This window comes from Weissella paramesenteroides (genome assembly GCF_051903945.1).
Lineage (GTDB): Bacteria > Bacillota > Bacilli > Lactobacillales > Lactobacillaceae > Weissella > Weissella paramesenteroides_A.
The window spans coordinates 758,074-778,659 of the sequence record NZ_CP192268.1; the positions used below are offsets into that span (position 1 = coordinate 758,074).

At 36.3% G+C, this 20,586-nt stretch carries 22 protein-coding genes and 1 pseudogene; 18 read left to right on the plus strand and 5 right to left on the minus strand.

Features of this window, described 5'->3' with window-relative positions; all coding sequences use genetic code 11:
- Positions 1–36 precede the first annotated feature (36 nt).
- The 14 genes from glf (at position 37) to ACQ4QH_RS03605 (ending at position 15,795) form a co-directional block, all read left to right on the plus strand.
- The gene (glf, locus tag ACQ4QH_RS03540) at positions 37–1,212 is read left to right on the plus strand and encodes a UDP-galactopyranose mutase (protein ID WP_439819300.1); all 1,176 of its coding nucleotides are present in this window, start codon (positions 37–39) and stop codon (positions 1,210–1,212) included.
- Positions 1,213–1,455: 243 nt separating this feature from the next.
- Positions 1,456–2,913 (plus strand): flippase, encoded by a 1,458-nt coding sequence (locus tag ACQ4QH_RS03545; protein ID WP_439819301.1) that lies wholly within the window; start codon positions 1,456–1,458, stop codon positions 2,911–2,913.
- A gap of 54 nt (positions 2,914–2,967) precedes the next feature.
- Complete coding sequence (locus ACQ4QH_RS03550) at positions 2,968–3,897, plus strand: glycosyltransferase family 2 protein (protein WP_439819302.1); 930 nt, start codon at positions 2,968–2,970, stop codon at positions 3,895–3,897.
- 752 nt (positions 3,898–4,649) lie between these two features.
- Positions 4,650–5,675, plus strand: a complete 1,026-nt coding sequence (hrcA, locus tag ACQ4QH_RS03555; protein WP_436585613.1) for a heat-inducible transcriptional repressor HrcA — start codon at positions 4,650–4,652, stop codon at positions 5,673–5,675.
- 19 nt (positions 5,676–5,694) lie between these two features.
- Positions 5,695–6,261 carry a nucleotide exchange factor GrpE gene (gene grpE, locus ACQ4QH_RS03560; RefSeq protein ID WP_002827417.1) on the plus strand — a complete coding sequence of 189 codons (567 nt, stop codon included), beginning with the start codon at positions 5,695–5,697 and terminating at the stop codon, positions 6,259–6,261.
- Positions 6,262–6,316: 55 nt separating this feature from the next.
- Positions 6,317–8,152: a molecular chaperone DnaK gene (gene dnaK / locus ACQ4QH_RS03565; protein WP_439819303.1), complete on the plus strand. Its 1,836-nt coding sequence runs from the start codon at positions 6,317–6,319 to the stop codon at positions 8,150–8,152.
- Positions 8,153–8,256: 104 nt separating this feature from the next.
- Positions 8,257–9,180, plus strand: coding sequence for a DnaJ C-terminal domain-containing protein (locus ACQ4QH_RS03570; protein WP_439819304.1), 924 nt, complete (start codon positions 8,257–8,259; stop codon positions 9,178–9,180).
- 78 nt (positions 9,181–9,258) lie between these two features.
- Entirely contained in the window at positions 9,259–9,531 is a 273-nt protein-coding gene (locus tag ACQ4QH_RS03575; RefSeq protein WP_439819305.1) for a hypothetical protein, read from the plus strand.
- 14 nt (positions 9,532–9,545) lie between these two features.
- A complete protein-coding gene (locus ACQ4QH_RS03580; RefSeq protein WP_439819306.1) occupies positions 9,546–10,289 on the plus strand; it encodes a hypothetical protein in 744 nt (247 codons plus the stop codon).
- A 144-nt stretch (positions 10,290–10,433) separates the two neighbouring features.
- On the plus strand, positions 10,434–11,414 hold the full coding sequence (gene rnz, locus ACQ4QH_RS03585; RefSeq protein ID WP_251940277.1) for a ribonuclease Z: 981 nt from the start codon (positions 10,434–10,436) through the stop codon (positions 11,412–11,414).
- Positions 11,415–11,428: 14 nt separating this feature from the next.
- On the plus strand, positions 11,429–13,735 hold the full coding sequence (recJ, locus tag ACQ4QH_RS03590) for a single-stranded-DNA-specific exonuclease RecJ (protein ID WP_439819307.1): 2,307 nt from the start codon (positions 11,429–11,431) through the stop codon (positions 13,733–13,735).
- A 1-nt stretch (position 13,736) separates the two neighbouring features.
- The gene (locus ACQ4QH_RS03595; RefSeq protein ID WP_439819501.1) at positions 13,737–14,255 is read left to right on the plus strand and encodes an adenine phosphoribosyltransferase; all 519 of its coding nucleotides are present in this window, start codon (positions 13,737–13,739) and stop codon (positions 14,253–14,255) included.
- 338 nt (positions 14,256–14,593) lie between these two features.
- Complete coding sequence (locus ACQ4QH_RS03600; protein WP_439819308.1) at positions 14,594–15,193, plus strand: IS110 family transposase; 600 nt, start codon at positions 14,594–14,596, stop codon at positions 15,191–15,193.
- A gap of 212 nt (positions 15,194–15,405) precedes the next feature.
- The gene (locus tag ACQ4QH_RS03605) at positions 15,406–15,795 is read left to right on the plus strand and encodes a transposase (protein ID WP_439819502.1); all 390 of its coding nucleotides are present in this window, start codon (positions 15,406–15,408) and stop codon (positions 15,793–15,795) included.
- Between the two features lie 175 nt (positions 15,796–15,970).
- On the opposite strand, the gene ACQ4QH_RS03610 is transcribed toward ACQ4QH_RS03605, so the two are convergent.
- The 4 genes and pseudogenes from ACQ4QH_RS03610 to ACQ4QH_RS03625 form a co-directional block, all read right to left on the minus strand.
- Positions 15,971–16,426, minus strand: a complete 456-nt coding sequence (locus ACQ4QH_RS03610) for a transposase (protein ID WP_439819309.1) — start codon at positions 16,424–16,426, stop codon at positions 15,971–15,973.
- Positions 16,419–16,580 (minus strand): annotated as a pseudogene (locus ACQ4QH_RS03615) (transposase); the annotation flags it as partial. The gene ACQ4QH_RS03610 and the pseudogene ACQ4QH_RS03615, both read right to left, overlap by 8 nt.
- 116 nt (positions 16,581–16,696) lie before the next feature.
- Positions 16,697–17,071 (minus strand): hypothetical protein, encoded by a 375-nt coding sequence (locus tag ACQ4QH_RS03620; protein WP_439819310.1) that lies wholly within the window; start codon positions 17,069–17,071, stop codon positions 16,697–16,699.
- 317 nt (positions 17,072–17,388) lie between these two features.
- On the minus strand, positions 17,389–17,643 hold the full coding sequence (locus ACQ4QH_RS03625; RefSeq protein ID WP_439819311.1) for an acyltransferase family protein: 255 nt from the start codon (positions 17,641–17,643) through the stop codon (positions 17,389–17,391).
- A gap of 150 nt (positions 17,644–17,793) precedes the next feature.
- On the opposite strand from ACQ4QH_RS03625, the gene ACQ4QH_RS03630 reads away from it, so the two are divergent.
- Together ACQ4QH_RS03630 and ACQ4QH_RS03635 are read left to right on the plus strand one after the other, a co-directional pair.
- A complete protein-coding gene (locus tag ACQ4QH_RS03630) occupies positions 17,794–18,390 on the plus strand; it encodes a sugar O-acetyltransferase (RefSeq protein WP_439819312.1) in 597 nt (198 codons plus the stop codon).
- 128 nt (positions 18,391–18,518) lie between these two features.
- Entirely contained in the window at positions 18,519–19,184 is a 666-nt protein-coding gene (locus ACQ4QH_RS03635) for an MgtC/SapB family protein (RefSeq protein WP_150190691.1), read from the plus strand.
- Positions 19,185–19,263: 79 nt separating this feature from the next.
- Here the strand turns inward: ACQ4QH_RS03635 and lexA are convergent, their stop codons facing one another.
- Entirely contained in the window at positions 19,264–19,839 is a 576-nt protein-coding gene (lexA, locus tag ACQ4QH_RS03640; protein WP_404975589.1) for a transcriptional repressor LexA, read from the minus strand.
- Positions 19,840–19,974: 135 nt separating this feature from the next.
- Between lexA and ACQ4QH_RS03645 the strand changes: the two genes are divergently transcribed.
- A complete protein-coding gene (locus ACQ4QH_RS03645) occupies positions 19,975–20,229 on the plus strand; it encodes a DUF896 domain-containing protein (protein ID WP_002827396.1) in 255 nt (84 codons plus the stop codon).
- A gap of 72 nt (positions 20,230–20,301) precedes the next feature.
- Positions 20,302–20,538 carry a YneF family protein gene (locus ACQ4QH_RS03650; protein ID WP_150177026.1) on the plus strand — a complete coding sequence of 79 codons (237 nt, stop codon included), beginning with the start codon at positions 20,302–20,304 and terminating at the stop codon, positions 20,536–20,538.
- Positions 20,539–20,586: the final 48 nt, after the last annotated feature.

A 20,586-nucleotide genomic window follows, 5' to 3' on the forward strand; every position in this document is an offset into this window, starting at 1 on the left:
TTTAGGCTATTTTTTAGGATATAGAGAGGAAAATGAATGATTTTGAATGATAAAAATTATGACTATTTAGTGGTTGGATCTGGCCCTTTTGGGGTAATTTTTGCTTATGAAGCGGCCAAACGTGGTAAACGAGTACTTGTCATTGAAAAGCGACCACATATTGCTGGAAACATGTATACACATACTGAACATGGCATTACAGTACACGATTTTGGTGCACATATTTTTCATACAGATAGTAAGAAAATTTGGGATTATATTAATCAGTTTGCGGAATTTAATAATTATCAAAATCAGGTGATTGCTAATTATAAGGGTGAATTATATAATTTGCCGTTTAATATGAATACTTTCTATGAGATGTGGGGAACTAAGACACCAACAGAGGCTAAAGCCAAAATTGAAGCACAAAAGGCAGTTGCGTTGGCTGAATTGGGAAATCGTGAACCTCGTAATTTAGAGGAACAAGCAATTTCATTAATTGGAACGGATATTTATCAAAAGCTAGTTAAGGGTTATACAGAAAAGCAATGGGGTCGTAAAGCCACTGAATTGCCGGCATTTATCATTAAGCGATTACCAGTTCGCTTTATTTACGATAATAATTATTTTAATCATCGTTATCAAGGTATTCCTGTAGGAGGTTATACACAAATATTTGAAAAAATGTTGGATAATGAGCTGATTGATGTACGAGTAAATGAAGACTTTTTTGATCATAAGGATGAATATATTATTGAATTCCCACGAATTGTTTATACAGGAATGATTGATGAATTTTTTGATTATAAGTTTGGTGAACTAGAATACCGTTCAGTACGTTTTGAGTCGGAGTTAATGGCAACAGATAATTATCAAGGAAATGCAGTAATTAACTATACCGATGTGGAAACGCCATATACACGTGTCATGGAATGGAAACATTTTGATGGCTTGTCAGATAACGGTGTAACAATTGTTACCAAAGAATACCCACAAGAATGGGATCGTTCAAAAGAAGCTTATTATCCTGTTAATGATGAGAAAAACACAAGCTTGTATAAGAAGTACGCAAAGGAAGCACAGAAACACCGTGAACAATTTATCTTTGGTGGTCGTCTAGGACAGTATCGCTATTATGATATGGATCAAGTGTTCAATGCTGCTTTCAATACCGTCCGTAAAGAATTTAATATACCAGCAGAGTTTAGTTTTGTTGATGATAAAGAATGACCATCTTGTGAAATTCATATTATGTTTTTTAAAAGAGGCTTGATGGTTAGATTGGTTGAAACTGAATTACCTTTTTAATTCTTTTAAGTAACTTATAAAAAATAGATTCATTTAAGTTTATTTAATTGGTCAAAATTAATAACATTTTATTAGTTAGTAACTAAGTAGTACACTATACAAAATAGTTAATGGAAATTTATGGAGAATACTCATATATTTAAACATTAGCAGGAGAAGTAGAACATGCAGGTTGTAAAAAATTATTTATATAATGTGTTTTATCAACTTTTGGTTGTATTAGCACCTTTAATTACTATGACATATTTATCCCATGTACTTGGTGTTCAGGGTATGGGGATTCAGGCATGGACAAATTCAATTGTGAGTTATTTTCTATTATTAGCAACATTAGGAATTACATTGTATGGTCAGCGAGAAATTGCATATGTTCGCGATGATCATGTATTAAGAAATCAACGATTTTGGGAAATTCAAATTTTACATACCATAGTTAGTTTGATAGCTATTGTTGGTTATATATTCTTTGTATATATGATGCGCGATGTATCGGTTGAATTTAACCAAAATATACATCAGTTGTACTTACAAACATGGGTGATTGTGGCAGGATTATTAGATATATCATGGTATTTTATGGGATTAGAGGATTTTAAAAAAACGGTTATCCGAAATTCATTAGTGAAAATTACTATGGTTGTGTTAATTTTCTTAGTTGTAAAATCACCTAATGATGTAAATAACTACATTCTTTTATTAGCATTAACGCAAGTCTTAGGCAATCTATCAATGTGGTTCTACATACCAGAAAAGATTAAAGTACCTAAAATTAGCACAATAAATTTGAAACAACATATTATACCTACGTTAGCGTTGTTTGTGCCCACAATTGCGACACAAATCTATTTGCAGTTTAATAAGACAATGTTGCCTTTACTACAACCGGGTTCAATTGCGTTATCAGCGCTTTATGAAAATGCTGATAAAATTATTAAAGTGTCGTTAGCAGTTGTTACGGCGTTAGGAACGGTTATGTTACCACGTATAGCAAATTATTTTGGTAAAGGAAACCTTGCTGCAGTTAATAAGGCTATTTATAAATCAATGGATTTTGTAACCGCATTGTCGGTACCTTTAATGTTTGGCATGATGGCTTTAGGTCCTAAAACATCTATTTGGTATATGGGTTCCTCATTTTTACCATCTGGTTGGACCATATCAATACTATCACCAATTATTGTTTTAATTGCATGGAGCAATGTGCTAGGTACGCAATATTTATTACCAGTGAGTCGTACCACTGATTACACAATATCTGTAACAGTCGGAGCTATTCTTAATGTTATTTTGAATTTTATCGCTATTCCTAGATGGAGTCTGTATGGGGCAGCTTTAGCAACAGTATTCTCTGAAGCAGCTATAACGTTATATCAATTAATCATTATTAGGCATGATTTATCCATAAAAAAATTATTCATGGGTGTATGGAAATATTTTGTTGCGGGATTGATTATGCTACCCGTACTTGTGTTAATGACGATAAAATTATCGCCAAATCCCACAGGAACAGTGGTAAGTATTGTGGTTGGGTCAATAATTTACGTCTTGATTATTATCTTATTACGTGCAAATCTTGTTACTGAAGTTCTAATGTTTATAAAAAATTATTTGAAAAATAGATAGTAAACAACATTATTGTTATAATGAGATTTAATAGGGTTTTAAAAAGGAGAAGGGATGAATAAGTTATCTTTAATTGTGCCTGTTTTTAACGAGCAGGATACAGTGGAAATGTTCTATTCTGCGATAGAAAAAGAGCATAAAAATTTTTTGGAATATGAACTTGAATATTGGTTTGTTGATGATGGATCTTCTGATAATACAATGGGTGTTGTGAATGAATTAATTGAAAAAGATAATCATGTTCATACTGTTTCGTTTTCTAGAAATTTTGGAAAAGAAGCAGCTTTATATGCTGGGTTAGAACATGCTACTGGTGACTACATTGCTGTAATGGATGTTGACTTACAAGATCCTCCTGCTATGTTGCCCGAAATGCTAGCAGGTGTTTCATCTGGTGAATGGGATGCGGTAGGAGCTCGTCGGACAAGTCGTAAGGGAGAGCCTATTCTTCGTTCGTGGTTTTCAAGTTTATTTTATAAGTTAATTAATTTAATGTCCGATACATATATTGTTGAAGGTGCACGTGATTTTCGCGTGATGAGTCGACAAATGGTAGATGCTATTTTGAGTATGCAAGAATATAATCGCTTTTCAAAAGGTATTTTTACTTGGGTTGGATTTAAACAAAAATATTTAGATTATGAAAATCAAGATCGCGTAGCCGGTCAAACATCATGGTCGTTCTGGGGATTATTTAAATATTCTATTGAAGGATTTATTGATTTTTCTAGAGCTCCCCTATTACTTGTATCATTACTGGGTGGGATAGCGTTCATTTTAGCAGTTATCGGTGCTATTGTTGTTTTTATTCGAGCAATTCTATATCCAGGTACTTCAGTGTTTGGTTGGCCTTCCGTTGTAGTTATCATCTTAGCTTTAGGTGGTGTTCAACTTTTGAGCCTTGGTGTTGTAGGTCGTTACATTTCAAATATCTACTTAGAAGTAAAAAATCGACCAATTTATATTGCTAAAAAGGTAAAGTAATTCTTATTATTAATAATAGTGAATCAAAATATGGTCCGTGAATTTGGCATGTATGTCAGGCTTGCGGGCTTTTTTCTGCGTAATATTGCTGAACGAAGTATTTGACCAATTACATTAAGTCGTAAAAATTGGCATTCTTCAACCAGTGAAGCTGGTGCATAAGCTAATGATATGATGAATTCTATTGTAAAATCAACACGGGAAAACATACTAAATGTTAAAAATATTCATTATATTTATCCAAAGATAGTGACAACCTTGGAAAATGAGGACGCGCTGATCGTCTTGAAACTTATTTACCATGGCATCCAGAAATTATTCAAAGAATTAACTTAATCATAAGTAGTATAACCAATTCGTTTTGTATGTTAGTTGATACTTTTAATTTATCCACTCTACAATGCTTTTAGGAATAGTATTTTGACTTCTTGTATCATGGTAAATTTAATAGTCATGTATGAAGTGTAGGTTCGTGGTATTTAATTTTGGATCAGATTACTAAAGCTGTGGTGGATAAATGAATTTTGAATTTGGGTGGACAAATAAGAAACTTGTACGTCTTTATTTAAAAAATATAATGAAATAAAAGGCCGTTATTTTCTGCTATATGTAGCGCTTTATTGTAGGTAAATCAAAATAAATTAGCACTTAATAATAAAGAGTGCTAAAATATGTTGACAAGTTAACTTCAGGCGTGTACTATAATAACTGTTAGCACGAAGTAGTTGAGAGTGCTAAGGAAGGTGGCGCGCATGTTAACGGACAGACAGCGGCTAATATTAGCCACAATAATTCGCGATTACGCAAAAACCGGCAAAGCTGTTGGATCTAAAACGCTATTAGGTGAATTAGATTTGACAGTCAGTTCAGCAACTGTGCGAAATGAGATGGCACTACTAGAGGAATTGGGCTTGCTACAAAAAGAGCACACTTCATCGGGTCGCGTGCCTTCACAACGGGGCTATCGCTATTATGTTGATGAATTAATGCATCAACATCATTTATCAAAAGTTGTTCAACAATCATTAGAACGTGTGTTTAATCGTAACTTTCAGGAGATTGACGATTTGATGCAAACGATGGTAGATGAACTAGCGAGTCTGACAGGCTATACGGTTGTTGCTCTAAAACCTGAATCAGCTGATATTCGGCTTTCGGGTTTCCGCCTAGTACCAATAAATGGTCAGCAAATAATGGCCATTATTGTAACTAATGATGGACAAGTTACCAGTCAAAGTTTTAGATTGCCAGAAGGAACGTCTGTTCGATATCTTGATGATATGGTTGATTATATTAATAGAACATTAGTTAACCAGCCAATTATTGAAGTATTAAGGACACTAACAGGTGATTTGCCTTGGCAAATGGAACGAACTATCCGTACACCGGTTGCGTTTTTGCAACTGTTTGGTGACGTATTAGCTCGATCGATTCATGATAACGTATTTATTGGCGGTTATTTAAATGTTCTTGACTTTACTGTTGATTCAAGCTTGCAAGATGTCAAGCAACTATATCAGTTGCTTGACTCAGCACAAGATATGAGGCGTGTTGTTGGAACTGCTAATGATGGAGTGATTATACAAATCGGTGATGAAAATGGTAATGATTTATTGTCACCATATAGTCTAGTATCAGCCACATATCGTGTAGCACAGTATGGCGTTGGCGCAATTGCTATTTTGGGGCCAACATCTATGCGTTATGCTGACATGGTGAGTTTGGTTGATGCGTTCCGCAGTGCTTTATCGCAACAGTTACTGGAGTATTATCGATAGTTAGAAAAGAGGTGTTAACATGTCAGAAGAGAAGCAAACCCCTGAAGAAGAAATTGAGGTTGTCAGTGAAGAAGCGGATGTTGACACTGAAGCTAAATCTAGTGAGGCAGAAAAGCCTGAGCAAGAAACAGAAGCAGATCAAATTTCTGACCTAAAGGACAAAGTTGCCGAAGCTGAGGACAAATATTTACGTGCAGAAGCTGAGATGCAAAACATGCAATCTCGATATGCTAAAGAACAAGTTCAAGCTGTTAAATTTGCAAACCAAAAATTAGCAGCTTCAATTCTACCAGCGGTAGATAACTTGGAACGTGCACTACAAGTAGATGCTGAAGATGGTGCAGCAAAGCAAATTAAGACTGGTGTTGAAATGGTTTATAAAACACTGATTTCAGCACTTGAAGAACATGATGTTAAGGCAGTTGGTGAAACTGGCGAAACATTTGACCCGAACTTCCACCAAGCAATTCAATCAGTACCTGCGGATGATGATCATCCTGCAGATACGATTGCAACGGTTCTTCAAAAGGGTTATGTCTTAGCTGATCGAGTAATTCGACCAGCGATGGTAGCTGTTTATAACTAAACAACTAATCATTAAATAATATATAAAAAATCTGATCAATAAGAGGTAAATTATTATGTCAAAGATCATTGGAATTGATTTAGGAACTACAAATTCTGCTGTTGCTGTTATGGAAGGTGGATCTCCAAAGATTATCACTAACCCAAACGGTGGTCGTACGACACCATCAGCTGTTTCATTTAAGAATGGTGAAACACAAGTTGGTGATACAGCAAAGCGTCAAGCAATTACAAATCCAGATACAATTTTGTCAATCAAGTCACACATGGGTGAAGCTGGTTACAAGGTAACTGTTGATGGCAAAGATTATACACCACAAGAAATTTCAGCAATGATTCTACAATATATCAAGAAGTATGCTGAAGATTACTTAGGTGAGACAGTTGACAAGGCTGTTATCACTGTTCCCGCATACTTTAATGATGCGCAACGTCAAGCAACTAAGGATGCTGGTAAAATTGCTGGCTTGCAAGTAGAACGTATTGTTAACGAGCCAACTGCTTCATCATTGGCATATGGTCTAGATAAGCTTGATCAAGATCAAAAGATTTTGGTTTATGACTTGGGTGGTGGAACATTTGATGTTTCTGTTCTTGAGTTAGGTGATGGTGTGTTTGAGGTACTATCAACTAATGGTGATACACACCTTGGTGGTGACGACTTTGACCAAAAAATCATCGATTGGTTAGCTGATGGCTTCAAGAAGGAACACGGCATTGACCTAAAGAATGATAAATTAGCATTACAACGTTTGAAGGATGCTGCTGAAACTGCAAAGAAGACTTTGTCATCAGCCACTGAAGCTCAAATTGATTTGCCATTTATCACAGCTACTAATGAAGGTCCATTGCACTTGCAAACAACATTGTCTCGTGCGCAATTTAACCAATTGACAGCAGACCTAGTAAAGCGTGCCGAAGGTCCTGTTCGTAGTGCTTTGAAGGATGCTGGTCTTTCAATGGGTGATATTGATAAGGTTATTTTGAACGGTGGTTCAACTCGTATTCCAGCTGTTCAAGAATCTGTTAAGGAATTGACAGGTAAGGAACCAGATCACTCAATTAACCCTGACGAAGCGGTTGCACTTGGTGCAGCTGTTCAAGGTGGTGTGATTACTGGTGATGTTAAGGACGTTGTTTTGCTTGATGTTACACCATTATCACTTGGTATTGAAACAATGGGTGGTGTCTTCACAAAGTTGATTGATCGTAATACAACGATTCCAACGTCAAAGTCACAGACCTTCTCAACAGCAGCCGATAACCAACCAGCTGTTGATATCCATGTCTTGCAAGGTGAGCGTTCAATGGCAGCTGACAACAAGACACTGGGACGTTTCCAATTAGCTGATATTCCTGCTGCACCTCGTGGTGTACCACAAATCGAAGTTAAGTTTGATATTGATCGTAATGGTATTGTGTCTGTTTCTGCTAAGGACTTAGGTACAAACAAAGAGCAAAAGATTACAATTCAAAGCTCAGGATCATTGTCAGATGAAGAAATTGAGCGTATGATGAATGACGCGAAGGCAAATGAGGAAGCTGATAAGAAGCGTAAGGACGAAGCAGACTTGCGTAACGAAGTTGACCAATTGATCTTCCAATCAGAAAAGACGTTGGAAGAAGTTGGTGACAAGCTACCAGCTGACGAAAAGAAGCCAGTAGAAGATGGTGTTGCTGATTTGAAGGCAGCTAAGGAAGCTGATAACTTAGAAGATATGAAGGCAAAGAAGGAAGCTTTAGAAAAGGTTTCTCAAGAATTGGCTGTTAAGTTGTATCAACAAGCACAACCAGAAGAAGGCAAGGACAGAGCTGCTCAAGATGGTAAGTCAGGCGATGACAATACTGTTGATGGTGACTTTGAAGATGTCTCAGATGACGACAAAAAGTAAACTAAACTAACGATCTGAACACCCCTACGTTACAGACCGTACGCCTTTGTGAGAATAGCAGCTCACGAGGCGATACATATTTAAATTTTAGGAGGACTTGCCTCATGAATAATACTGAATTATATGAGCGTTTAGGTGTTGATAAAAATGCCTCACAAGATGAAATTAAGAAAGCTTACCGTAAGCTATCTAAGAAATATCACCCGGATATTAACCATGAGGCAGGTGCTGAGGAAAAGTATAAAGAAGTTCAAGAAGCCTATGATACATTAGGTGATGAACAAAAGCGTGTAATGTATGATCAATATGGTGCGACCGATGGTCAACCAGGAGGTCAAGGTGGTTTCGGCGGCTTTGGTGGTTTTGGTGGCGGTGGCGCTCAATATGGGGACTTTTCTGATCTTGGCGATATTTTTAGTCAAATGTTTGGTGGCGGTTTCCAAGATCCAAATCGTCCACGTAAGGGGCAAGACTTACAGTATCGTATGAACTTAACCTTTGAAGAAGCGGTGTTTGGAAAAGAAACAACTATTTCATATACGCGTTCTACAGATAATGGTAAACAAGAAAGTAAAGAGTTAAAGCTTACTGTTCCCGCAGGTGTTGAGAATGGTCAACAGATGCGTTTGTCTGGTCAAGGTGAAGCAGGATTTAACGGTGGCCCATACGGTGATTTGTTTGTTGTATTCCATGTTGCACCATCTAAAGATGGATTTGAACGTGAAGGTGCGACAGTATATTCACGCATGGGTGTTGATTTTACTACCGCAACATTGGGTGGTGAAATTGCTGTTAAAACTGTCCATGGTGATGTAAAGCTTAAGGTACCAGCCGGAACGGCAACGGAAACTAATTTCCGTTTGCGTGGTAAGGGTGCACCGCACATGCGCAATAATAACAACAATGGAGATCATATTGTGACATTGTTTGTTGATGTGCCAAAGAAGTTAACAAAAGAACAGAAGAAGGCCCTTGAAGCTTTCCGCGAAGCCATGACTGGTGAGCATAAAAAAGGATTTTTCGGTTAATATAGCCACAAGTGACTTTATTTAAGGTTGCTTGTTTTTTTATATGTCATAATATATAAATGAAATGGAGTGTGCGAAGTGCGATTAGGAGATTTAAAAATATCAACAGGTGGTATGCCGGTAAACCGTCTAATCGCAACGCGTCTATTTGTGACTACGTTTGAATCAATTAGAATCGTCGGTAAAGATGGAAACTTTTTGGTTTTAGAAATAGATAAAAATCAAGTAACGACAATTAATGATCTACAACAGTATCATGATGATTTAGAAATTGTCATTCGTGATAGTGATCAAACATTACATAAAATATACGGCTATCGCATTATTGAGGATGTTATTGTGTTAGGCTGATGAGGAAGGAAAGTATGCAAAGACGAATAGGATGGCTTTTAACAACAATTATAGGTATTGTTGCCGTTATTGTTGTTTTAGTGTTGTATCGCAGTAATGAGCAACCTACCCGTGTTCGAACGATGGCGGAGGTTAACCTAACACATAACAAACGCCCTTTTTCAAAAAAAGATAGTGACAAAGATAGTAGCTATGAACCAACTAAGAAAGATTTGGCAGATAAAAATTATGTTAAAACTGGCCAAATTAAAAAAATTGGTCAATATCAAATCACTGAAAATGGTCTTGTACAAAAATGGGTTGACAGTAAAAAGGTTAATCCTACCATAACGAATGGATCAATTAGTTATAAAATTGAACAAATTAATACCATTGAAAACACAGCTCGGACACAAAATGCTTTGGTTGCAGCAAGACATACGTTAAATGACCGAAACATGTCTGATAAGTTTACGACATTGGTAATTAGTTATAGAGTTACGAATAACAATTCAGTGACAGCGATAACGCCAGGGATTACAGCAATTAAATATCCTGGGAGTATAACCATGTCAGCATTGAGTGGTATTTATAATGATGGACAGTTGAACACGGCTGGCATTGTACCGTATAGTACGGTAGTTACGACAACAACTGTTTTGGTGCCTAAAAAGGATGTTGCCAAATTGAAGTCGCTTGACGTACAATTCGCAACTGTGAAAGATTCAGCTGGTAATGAAATTGAGAAACCTTCTGACGTTGAGACAATTACTTTTTAACGATGTAAAACCGCTGTATTAAACGTTTAAAAGATGATAATATTGTAGAGAGTATTGACCGTCATTTTAGACGGTTTTCTTTTTGAATAAGTTTGATACTTATACATGAACAAATATTTAAAAAAAGATAAGGAGTTCCTAACTATGCAAATTGAGTTTCTGGGAACTGGAGCTGGTTCGCCAGCACATTTTCGTAATGTAACAGGGGTTGCTTTACGATTACTTGAAGAAATTAACGAAGTATGGTTGTTTGATGTTGGTGAAGGAACCCAACGTCAAATGTTACAATCAACAATTCGGCCCCGTAAAGTCACTAAGATATTCATTACACACTTACATGGTGACCATATTTATGGGCTGCCAGGATTGTTATCATCACGTTCATTCCAAGGTGGCGAAGATGAACTAACGATTTATGGCCCAAAAGGTATTCGCCAATTTGTGGAAGTTAGTTTGCGTGTCTCACAGACACACCTAACTTACCCAATTAAGTTCGTTGAACTACCAGATGATGGGGGCGATGTCTTACAGACGGATAAATTTACAGTTTCTGCATTACCATTGGATCATCGAATTACTTCATTTGGTTATCGTGTGACAGAGCATGCACACCCAGGTGAGCTACTAGTTGAGCGTTTACGTGAATTAAACGTGCCTGCTGGACCGTTGTATGGTCAATTAAAGCAAGGTAATGATATCACTTTGGCAGACGGTCGCACAATCCATGGTGCAGATGTTATTGGGGCACCACAACCAGGACGTTGTGTTGCAATTATTGGTGATACACGCAAGACAAATAATACGATGACCCTTGCAAGAAATGCAGATGTTTTAGTTCATGAATCGACTTACGGTAAAGGTGAAGGTAAGCAGGCTCGTAATCATTTCCATACGACTAGTGTGCAAGCAGCAACTATTGCGAAACAAGCCCAGGTTGGTCGATTATTATTAACACATATTTCTGCCCGCTATGCTGGAAAGGCAGCGAATGAATTAGCTTATCAAGCACGTTCAATTTTTCCAAATACGCGTGTTGTCAATGATTTTGATGTCTTTGACATTCCATTTGGTAAACAAGGAAACACAAAACCAGTGAAATTGACTGTACCCAGTGAGGTTGAGTAGTAAGGAGGCAGCGTATGATTGATTCACGTTATCAATGGGAATTTCCTGAAGTAAGTAATCAAAAGGCGGTTAAAACGATCAGTGAAGCGTTTGGCGTCACAGAGTTGATTGCTAAGATTTTAGTTAATCGAGGTTATGACACTATTGAAGCTGCGAATGCCTTTTTAAGACCTGATCTTTCTGGTTTGTATGATCCATTTTTGTTGCATGATATGGATAAAGCTATTACACGTCTGATGCAAGCCATTGATAATGGACAAAAGATTATTGTCTATGGTGATTACGACGTTGATGGTATGACTAGTACAGCTATTATGACTTGGGCGTTGGAATTAATGGGAGCGAACGTAGACTACTTTGTTCCTAGTCGTTTTAGTGATGGTTATGGTCCAAATTTGGCAAACTATCAAAGGTTAGCTGCTGAAGGAATGCAATTACTAGTGACTGTTGATAACGGAGTTTCAGGAAAAGATGAAGTGGCATGGTTAATGTCACAAGGGATTGATGTCATTATTACTGATCATCACGAACTACCAGAGGAGCTACCAATTGCAACAGCTATCGTCCATCCACGCCATCCTGAAGGTGAATATCCATTTGGTGGTCTTTCAGGAGCTGGTGTGGCTTTTAAAGTGGCATCTGCTTTACTTGAAGAACCTGCTGACGAAGTATTAGACTTAGCAGCTTTAGGGACAGTTGCCGATGTGATGTCATTAACGGATGAGAATCGCATTATCGCTAAGCAAGGTCTTGAAAATCTGAAATTAGATCCTCGTCCTGGACTTGCAGCATTATTAGCAGCAGCTGGTACGCAATTATCTGACATTGATTCTTCAACGATTGGTTTTACGATTGCACCAAGATTAAATGCATTGGGTCGGTTAGAAGATGCAACTATTGGTGTGCAATTATTATTAATGGATGATATTGGGGATGCCAAACCTTTAGCTGATCACATCAATAGCCTAAATCAAGAACGTCAACAGTTAGTCACAACTATTACTGCTGCAGCACAAGAGCAGGCTGCACAGTTGCGTGATGATCCAGTACTTGTGGTTGCTGGTGAAAATTGGCACGAAGGTGTCTTAGGAATCGTTGCTAGCAAGTTAGTTGAGCAAACAGGTAAACCAACAATTGTCTTGAATATAAATGGTGATGAGATGAAAGGATCCGGTCGTTCAGTACCATTCTTTGATTTATTTACAGCATTAGATGGACATCGTGATTTAATGACTGCTTTTGGTGGGCATGCAAGTGCTGCAGGAATGACAGTGCCAACTAACAATTTAACTGCATTGAGAGCTGCTTTGCATGATGCAGCAGCACAACAAGAGTTATCTAACGCACAAAAACCAAATCTTCAAATTGCTGCAAAAGTAAGTGCTGCTGATTTTACAAAAGAAAATTTTGATAATTTACAAGTACTGGCACCATTTGGTGAAGGTAATCCGGAACCCTTATTCATGTTGGATTTACTGGGTGTTAATCAAGTGAAAACAATGAGTGACGGCAAACATTTACGATTTATTGCACAAACAGATACGGACCAATTACCCGTGATTGCCTTCGGCTGGGGAAATCAAGCAAGTGCGCTTGCAGGTCATTTTTCTTCTCTACAGATTATCGGTACGATGAGTCAGAATTCTTATCGAGGGAACATTTCTTATCAATTAATGTTACGTGATATGTTAGCTGAAGGAGCGGCTATTTTGGATTGGCGCACGAGCCATCTTACCAGACAAACTTTTAATAAGCCCGTAACCTATGTTTTTTTCAAAGAAAATCATTTACAACAGTTAGCAACATATATTGATTCAGCTGCACAACCTTTAATGTGGCAAGATGCAATGAATGAATCGGACATTCAAACAATGGTACTAGTTGATTTGCCCGATTCCTTAGATCAATTACAAATGTTATTAAAGGCAAGTACGCCAGGTAGATTAGCACCGATGTTTTACGTGCAATCACCAGTTTATTTACAACCTATACCAAATAAGCAAGTCTTTTCTAATGTTTATAAATTTGTCTATTCATTCAAAAACATCAACTTACAAACACAATTTGATGCGATGATTAATCATCTGAAAATCTCTAATATGACATTAAAACTAATTTTAAAGGTGTTTTTAGAGGCAAAATTTGTTACAATTGACAATGGTGTTTTGAATGCTGTGCCTAATCCAACGCCGATGAAATTAACACAGACAAAGACGTTCCAACGATTTATGGCTCAGCGAGATCTTGAACAACAACTAATTTACAGCACAACAGCTGAATTAGAAACTTTATTAATGAATTTAAGTAAGCAGGAGAGCTAGACTGATGTTGGATTTGAATGACTATATTGCCTCTATTCCGGATTTTCCAGAAAAGGGTATAATTTTCCGTGATATTACGCCACTCTGGGGTAATGCAGAAGCATATGCAGAAGCTACGCACCGCATTGCACATTTTGCAAAGATGCGTGATGTTAACGTTGTGGTTGGTCCAGAATCACGTGGTTTTTTGGTTGGAGCACCAGTAGCTAATGAATTAGGAACTGGTATTGTCTTAGCTCGCAAGCCAGGTAAATTACCGCGAGAGACAGTTAGCGAAAAATACACTTTAGAGTATGGCGAAGCAGAATTAGAAATGCATAAGGATGCGATTAAGCCAGGAGAAAAAGTGTTGATTACCGATGATTTACTTGCAACGGGTGGCACGATTGATGCGACAATTAAACTAGTTGAATCGTTAGGTGGTGAAGTTGCAGGACTGGCATTTATGATTGAATTGAATGACTTACATGGACGCGAAAAACTTGCAGGGTATGATATTTTATCGTTGATGGATTACTAAAATAAGAAAAATTTATTTTTTTGAAATATGATTTATAACACTTTTAAGTAAAGGGCCGGGGTTATTTTGGTTCTATGTCAAACATATTAACATTAGAAGCAGGAACAGATATGACGATATCTGTTCCTGCTTCTTTACTTTTATAATTAAAGTAATAAATCTATGAGGTCGTTCACGCTAATGGGTTGTTAACTCACATATGTCAAACTGGCCAAGTAAGTGTACATATAGTTAGATTAATATGTTGGGCCGTTGAGCTTGTGTTAGGAAAATAAATAATATGTACAATGTTACTTACGGATAGATTTGTGTAAATCATAAATAAGGAGGAAAAAAACATGATTAATGTGGCTCTTGATGTCAGTAAAGGGTTGAGTCATTATGTCATTATTCAGAATGATGCAATTGTAGATGAAGGCATTGTTTATCATAATAAAATCAGTTTTAAAAAATTTTATGATATGCTTCATTATTTGGATGAAATTCCAAATGTTATTTTTGAAGCAACTGGGGTGTACTCTAAACCTCTGGAACGTTTCTTTACAGATTTCGAAATAAATTATAAGGTAGTTAATTCTCTAGCTGCTCATCTAAAATTACAGTCCTTAAGACAAAATAAGACGGATGTTTCTGATGCACGTGTGTTGGCAAGCATTGCTAATGATCCAGTATTTATGACGCATTCCAAAGTCGGTGATAGTTATGAACAACTTAAAACTTTGTCTAATAATTATTTACAAATTATTGAGGATATTAAGGTTATATCGAGTCGAATTAGACGTGGATTAGAATTATCGTTTCCTGAAATGAATAAATTATTTAATCCAATTACTTCTACGTTAGCATATAACCTTTATAAGGCTCTTTCCGCACCCAGATGCTCTAATGGGTATGACGAGAACAAAATTGAAAAATCTAATTTTAAAGAGTACGAATAAAAAATATCGCAAAATATTGCGCTTGAAAAGGCTGAATATTTATTAAAAGTATCTTATCTTTCTTATCCATCTATTGATATGAATGATGCAGAAATTAGTCATACTTTATTTTTAGTGGATACATTAGAGGATTATAAACAAGAAAAAAATAATTTAAAAAAACAATTAATTAGATTGGTAAAAGAACTACTGAATTTGATTGTTTAGTATCCATTCCTGGTATTGGGGAGTTAATCTTGGCATTATTTTTCGGACAAATTGGGTGTATCAAACGATTTGATTCTGCAAAAAAAGACAATGCATTTGTCGGTATTGATATCCGAAGATATCAATCTGGTCAAAAGACAATGCGTGAACATATTGGACGTCATGGTAATACAAAAGCACGAGTGCTTTTGTATGAAATGATTCAATCAATGTTATTTAATAAAAATCGAATTCAAAATCATATTGTAGATTATTATTATAAATTAACAACTGCTCCCATGAATAAACCTCATATGGTAGCAGTTGTTGGTGCTGAAAATCATTTGATTAGATGCATGTACAATCTTGTAAAATTCAATACTACATATGATTATGCACGAACTAATCATTCTTAGTAAATTTCAAAATTTACAAGTTATGATATCGTTTTAGTGCGGCTTTTTTTAAAGGCATAATAAGACTTGACTATTTTTAGGAAATAGCGTGAAAAATCGTAAAATCGACCTAAAGAGTTTGTGAAATATAGCTTGTGAATCTGATAATTTTGTCAGACTCGCAAGCTTTTTTTAGTTAGTAGGTTCGTTTGCGATTGAATAGTTGTAGACGTATTCTGAAAAAATAATTTAATGAGTTGCCATAGCCATACGCCGTACGACCAATTTGTTTAATGCGACGATTAATGCCTTCAATCCGTCCGCTTGAAGGTGTTTGTAAAAAGGCATTTCTGATACTTTTTAGATTTTTCTTGTAGGTTAAGATCACTTGGTCCATTGCTGAGTGACTAGGCTCGTATTGCGATAAAATTGCTGAAAATTCATCAAACGAACGAGAACGCTGCGCACATAAGACGGCTTGGTATATTTTATAATCTTGTTTGAACGTTGGTGATAGACCAAAGATAAGTTGTAAGGCATCTTGTGGATATAGGTATTCATTAATTCCTTTGAACCATCGTGATTGCGTTGTGTCTATCTTTGACTGGTCTGTAATAAAGAATTGCCAGTTAGATTTTAGTAGTTTATACATTTATTATTAATTGTTCATTGTAGTGTGATACGTGTGGGGATTGTACAGCTTTCATGGCTAATTGAATGATATGAAAACGATCAATAATAATTTGGGCGTTAGGAAACATTGCTCGTAAGGGAACGCCATAGTTAGCGTTCATATCAGTAACGACTTATTGGATATGTTGACGATTAGATAAATCGTAGTTAGATAAAATACCTACGAATATCTATACTGGTACGGGTTGGGAATATCTCAATTAAATCACTCGTCGTGCCATTGATCATTTCAAAACCGTAATGATGGCCGTGAAATAGTTGAATGAGGCATAAAATCCTTTGATTGTGCTATAAATGTATTCTTACAATGTAGACATTGATAACGTTGTTTGGTTAATAATAAGATTTGTTGATAACCGTTTTCCGTGGGTAATTTGTATGATGCAGTACCGGTACCAGCTAGATAAAAATGTCCCGACAATAAGAAACCACATTGCGGACAATGTTCTGGAACCGTCATTACCGTTGCGCGATAGCGTAAGGCTTGGTGTTGATCATGACCCATGGTAACCCATTCATTGAAGTCACCGTTATCAGAAATTAAAAATTTAATGTTTTTATCTGTTAAACCAACTGAATTTAGGGTAGAATCATTAATGGACATCAATAAATACCTCGTATCTGTTTTTTTCGTCGATTACATTTTACGCCGGTATATTATTGGTGCCTTTTTTTATTTGTGAAAAAGGCGAAATAAAAAGCGTGAAATTTTTAATTTCACGCTAGAAAGTATAGAGCCGATATTTGTTTCTGCTTCTTTAATTTTATAATGAAAATGTACAAATTTATAAGGTAGACAGTACCATTGGGTAATGAACTCTAACAGGTCAAACTGGCTGGGTGAATGTGCATATAATTAGTTTAATATGTTAGGTCACAGAGATTGTGTGAGTAAAATAAATAATGTACACAATATTCTTATCAGTGAATTTGTATAAATCTAAATGGAAGGACAAAAAGGTCATTTGTATTAATTCCAGTTTGGATGACATCTTTCATTTTTTTTGAATGATAGAAGTAACCAGAGATAATAAAGAATACTGGTAAGTTTGCGGCAAATACAAAATTAGATTGCCATGTCCCCCATAAACCAGTCATTGAATGGCCAATGATTACCAGGTAAATCGCCATTGCACGAGCAATATCAAAGGAGAGATTTCGTTTAGACGTTGTCATATAATTGCCTTTCTAAAATAAAACTGATAAAAATAATGTTATCATTTAAATCCGACTTTCACAATTGGTCACGGTGACGAGACTTATGTTAGAATTAGACAGTTCATATACAATAGGGGGGGCTATTAAATTAAAACTGAACGTGAGATTATGTTGTCAGCTAATTTGTATGATTCAACTGACAAAGAATTGATTGCTTTGCGAAAGGCATGTAAGCGGAGGGTTGCCTTGTACAATCAGGTTGCTCATGAGGAAGAAGATCAGGTCCAGGAGCTACTATCAGAAATATTTGGGACAGTTGGTGAGGGGAGTTACATTGAGCCAGACCTTTATATAGATTACGGTAAAAATGTCTATATTGGTGAAGCTTTCTACGGGAATACTGGGTTAACGATATTAGATACGTGTGAGATACATATTGGTGATCACGTGATGATTGGGCCACGTGTAAGTTTAATTACAGCCGGACACCCTATTGATGCTGGTGTCCGGACACGTGGACTAGAATTTGGTAAACCAATTAACATTGGCAATAATGTTTGGATTGGCGCCAATGTTTTTATTGGACCTGGTGTCACAATCGGTGATAATGCGGTTATCGGTGGTGGAACAGTTGTTGTGAAAGATGTTCCTGCCAATACGGTAGCGGTAGGGAATCCGGCTAAGGTAATGCGGCAAATAACAGCCGAAGATCAAGATTATTGGGAACAGCAAGAACAATCGTATTATGATGATCGAAAAAATTAGGTAACTAAGTGCTCTGATAGTGGTTTAATTTCTGTTATCAGAGTCATTTTTTTGGTTAAATAGAAAGTATGAAACAAATAACGTCACCGATCAGCTAAATCTCGGGCGTTATTTGGGATGGAGGTAAAATGACAACTAAAGAATTATTAATTCGTCTATTATTAGCAACTTTGGCAGGCTTATTAATTGGTATTGAAAGACAAACTAGGTCGAAATCTGCCGGTCTACGAACGCATGCAATTGTTAGTTTAGGTGCAGCATTAATGATGATTGTTTCACAATATGGCTTTGGCTCTGTTTTAAGCATGCAAAATGTTAACCTCGATCCATCACGTATTGCTGCCCAGATTGTTAGTGGCATCAGTTTTCTAGGTGCGGGGATGATAATTGTTCGTAGTCCAGACTTTAATGTGATTGGTGGTCTAACAACGGCAGCTGGTATTTGGACAACTGCTGGTGTGGGGATGGCCATTGGGGCCGGTTTGTACGAAGTGGGCTTTGCAGCGACATTTATTATCGTTATTTTGCAACTGGCATTTCATTATTTTAATGATTTTAATTTGCGCCAGTCATTTTCGATTAGAGTTTACTTGAAAAAAATTGATGATGTGAAAAAACTACGTAATTACCTAGAAGAGCAGCACATTTTAAGTAAGGTCTCTAGTTTGAAAAAATCGTCAGAAGGATTGACAGTGAATTTAGCTTTATCAACACCAAGGAATTTATCACTTGAGGACGTTGGTCAGATGATATCTGATACTGATATTGATTTAAGTTGGGAAATGGGTCTATAGCAATCAAATACCCTAATCTATCAAATTAATGAGTTGATAGATTAGGGTATTTGATTGCTTTATTAGATATTTTCTGAATTTAATTGATATGATTGCGGTAAATTCCAACGACGCGGCCAAGAATAGTAGGATTTTCAATAATAACAGGTTTTAAATTACTATTCTCTGGTTGTAGCCGGCAATGGGTACCTTCCTTGAAATAGCGGTACACGTTAGTCATTTCATTAATTTTAACAACAATAATATCACCATTGACAATGGATTTTTGCTTTTTAACAATCAAATAATCATTATTTAAAATACCAATGTTGAGCATGGTGTTACTGTGTTGCTGTAGGATAAAAGTATCATCATCGAATGAAAATAAATTTTGTATTGTTATATTAGTGACTGGCTCTTTCGTTTCATCATTATGATAATCCTGATTTAGTAATGACATACCTTGTGGTGTTACCTTGATTGCGCGAGTCTTTTCAGCATCCTTAGTAATTAAGCCCTTTTTTTGTAAGCGGTCTAGGTGACCATGCACGGTTGAGGATGATGCTAAACCAACTTTTGCGCCAATTTCACGAATAGTAGGCGGGTAACCACTGGTTAATTGCTTTTCATATATGTATTGTAGTATCTCTAATTGCTTTCTAGGCTTTTTTGTCATACGTTGGTTGCTCCTTTGTAACTACTGAATATTGTACGACAAACATTGGCTCATATGTACATCAGTTAATACAAATATTATTAATCAAAATATGTTAAAATGGTAACATTAAATTCAAAAAAAGGTGGAACTAGCATGGTTGAGACAGATCACATGATGGCTGTTCGTTCACGAATTAATGAATTAGCAGCAAAAGCAAAATCTCCAGAAGGATTAACAAAGGATGAAGTTGCCGAACGTGCGGATTTGCGGGCTGAATTTTTGGATAATTTTAGAAAGTCCTTTCGTTCTCAAGTAGAAATGCTACAAGTCTACGATGAGAATGGCAATGAAGTAACTCCTGAAAAAGTAAAGAAAATTCAGCGTGATAAGGGATTACGTGATAATTAATCGTTCGGGTAGCTAGTCAAACGGCATTTAGTTCGCTATAATGATACTTGAATATATTTTTGGAGTAATAAAATGAGCACAACAATTTGGATTTTTATTGTCGTTCTTGCCGCGGTAGTTGGCGCTGTCGCTGGATTCTTCATCGCACGTCGTTCAATGGAGACGTACATCAAGAATAATCCGCCAATTTCAGAAGAAATGATGAAATCAATGATGACATCAATGGGACAAAAGCCTTCTCAGAAGCGTTTGAACCAGATGATGGCACAAATGAAGAGTCAAGCACAAGCTTCTTCAAAAAAGAAGTAATGTGTGAAAAAAGTTGAGTTATCAATACTCAACTTTTTTTGTGCAGTT

Coding starts and splice junctions, on each gene's coding strand:
- glf (WP_439819300.1), top strand. CDS start 37: ATGATTTTGAATGATAAAAATTATGACTATTTAGTGGTTGGATCTGGC.
- ACQ4QH_RS03545 (WP_439819301.1), top strand. CDS start 1,456: ATGCAGGTTGTAAAAAATTATTTATATAATGTGTTTTATCAACTTTTG.
- ACQ4QH_RS03550 (WP_439819302.1), top strand. CDS start 2,968: ATGAATAAGTTATCTTTAATTGTGCCTGTTTTTAACGAGCAGGATACA.
- hrcA (WP_436585613.1), top strand. CDS start 4,650: ATGTTAACGGACAGACAGCGGCTAATATTAGCCACAATAATTCGCGAT.
- grpE (WP_002827417.1), top strand. CDS start 5,695: ATGTCAGAAGAGAAGCAAACCCCTGAAGAAGAAATTGAGGTTGTCAGT.
- dnaK (WP_439819303.1), top strand. CDS start 6,317: ATGTCAAAGATCATTGGAATTGATTTAGGAACTACAAATTCTGCTGTT.
- ACQ4QH_RS03570 (WP_439819304.1), top strand. CDS start 8,257: ATGAATAATACTGAATTATATGAGCGTTTAGGTGTTGATAAAAATGCC.
- ACQ4QH_RS03580 (WP_439819306.1), top strand. CDS start 9,546: ATGCAAAGACGAATAGGATGGCTTTTAACAACAATTATAGGTATTGTT.
- rnz (WP_251940277.1), top strand. CDS start 10,434: ATGCAAATTGAGTTTCTGGGAACTGGAGCTGGTTCGCCAGCACATTTT.
- recJ (WP_439819307.1), top strand. CDS start 11,429: ATGATTGATTCACGTTATCAATGGGAATTTCCTGAAGTAAGTAATCAA.
- ACQ4QH_RS03600 (WP_439819308.1), top strand. CDS start 14,594: ATGATTAATGTGGCTCTTGATGTCAGTAAAGGGTTGAGTCATTATGTC.
- ACQ4QH_RS03610 (WP_439819309.1), bottom strand. CDS start 16,426: ATGTATAAACTACTAAAATCTAACTGGCAATTCTTTATTACAGACCAG.
- ACQ4QH_RS03620 (WP_439819310.1), bottom strand. CDS start 17,071: ATGTCCATTAATGATTCTACCCTAAATTCAGTTGGTTTAACAGATAAA.
- ACQ4QH_RS03625 (WP_439819311.1), bottom strand. CDS start 17,643: ATGACAACGTCTAAACGAAATCTCTCCTTTGATATTGCTCGTGCAATG.
- ACQ4QH_RS03630 (WP_439819312.1), top strand. CDS start 17,794: ATGTTGTCAGCTAATTTGTATGATTCAACTGACAAAGAATTGATTGCT.
- ACQ4QH_RS03635 (WP_150190691.1), top strand. CDS start 18,519: ATGACAACTAAAGAATTATTAATTCGTCTATTATTAGCAACTTTGGCA.
- lexA (WP_404975589.1), bottom strand. CDS start 19,839: ATGACAAAAAAGCCTAGAAAGCAATTAGAGATACTACAATACATATAT.
- ACQ4QH_RS03645 (WP_002827396.1), top strand. CDS start 19,975: ATGGTTGAGACAGATCACATGATGGCTGTTCGTTCACGAATTAATGAA.
- ACQ4QH_RS03650 (WP_150177026.1), top strand. CDS start 20,302: ATGAGCACAACAATTTGGATTTTTATTGTCGTTCTTGCCGCGGTAGTT.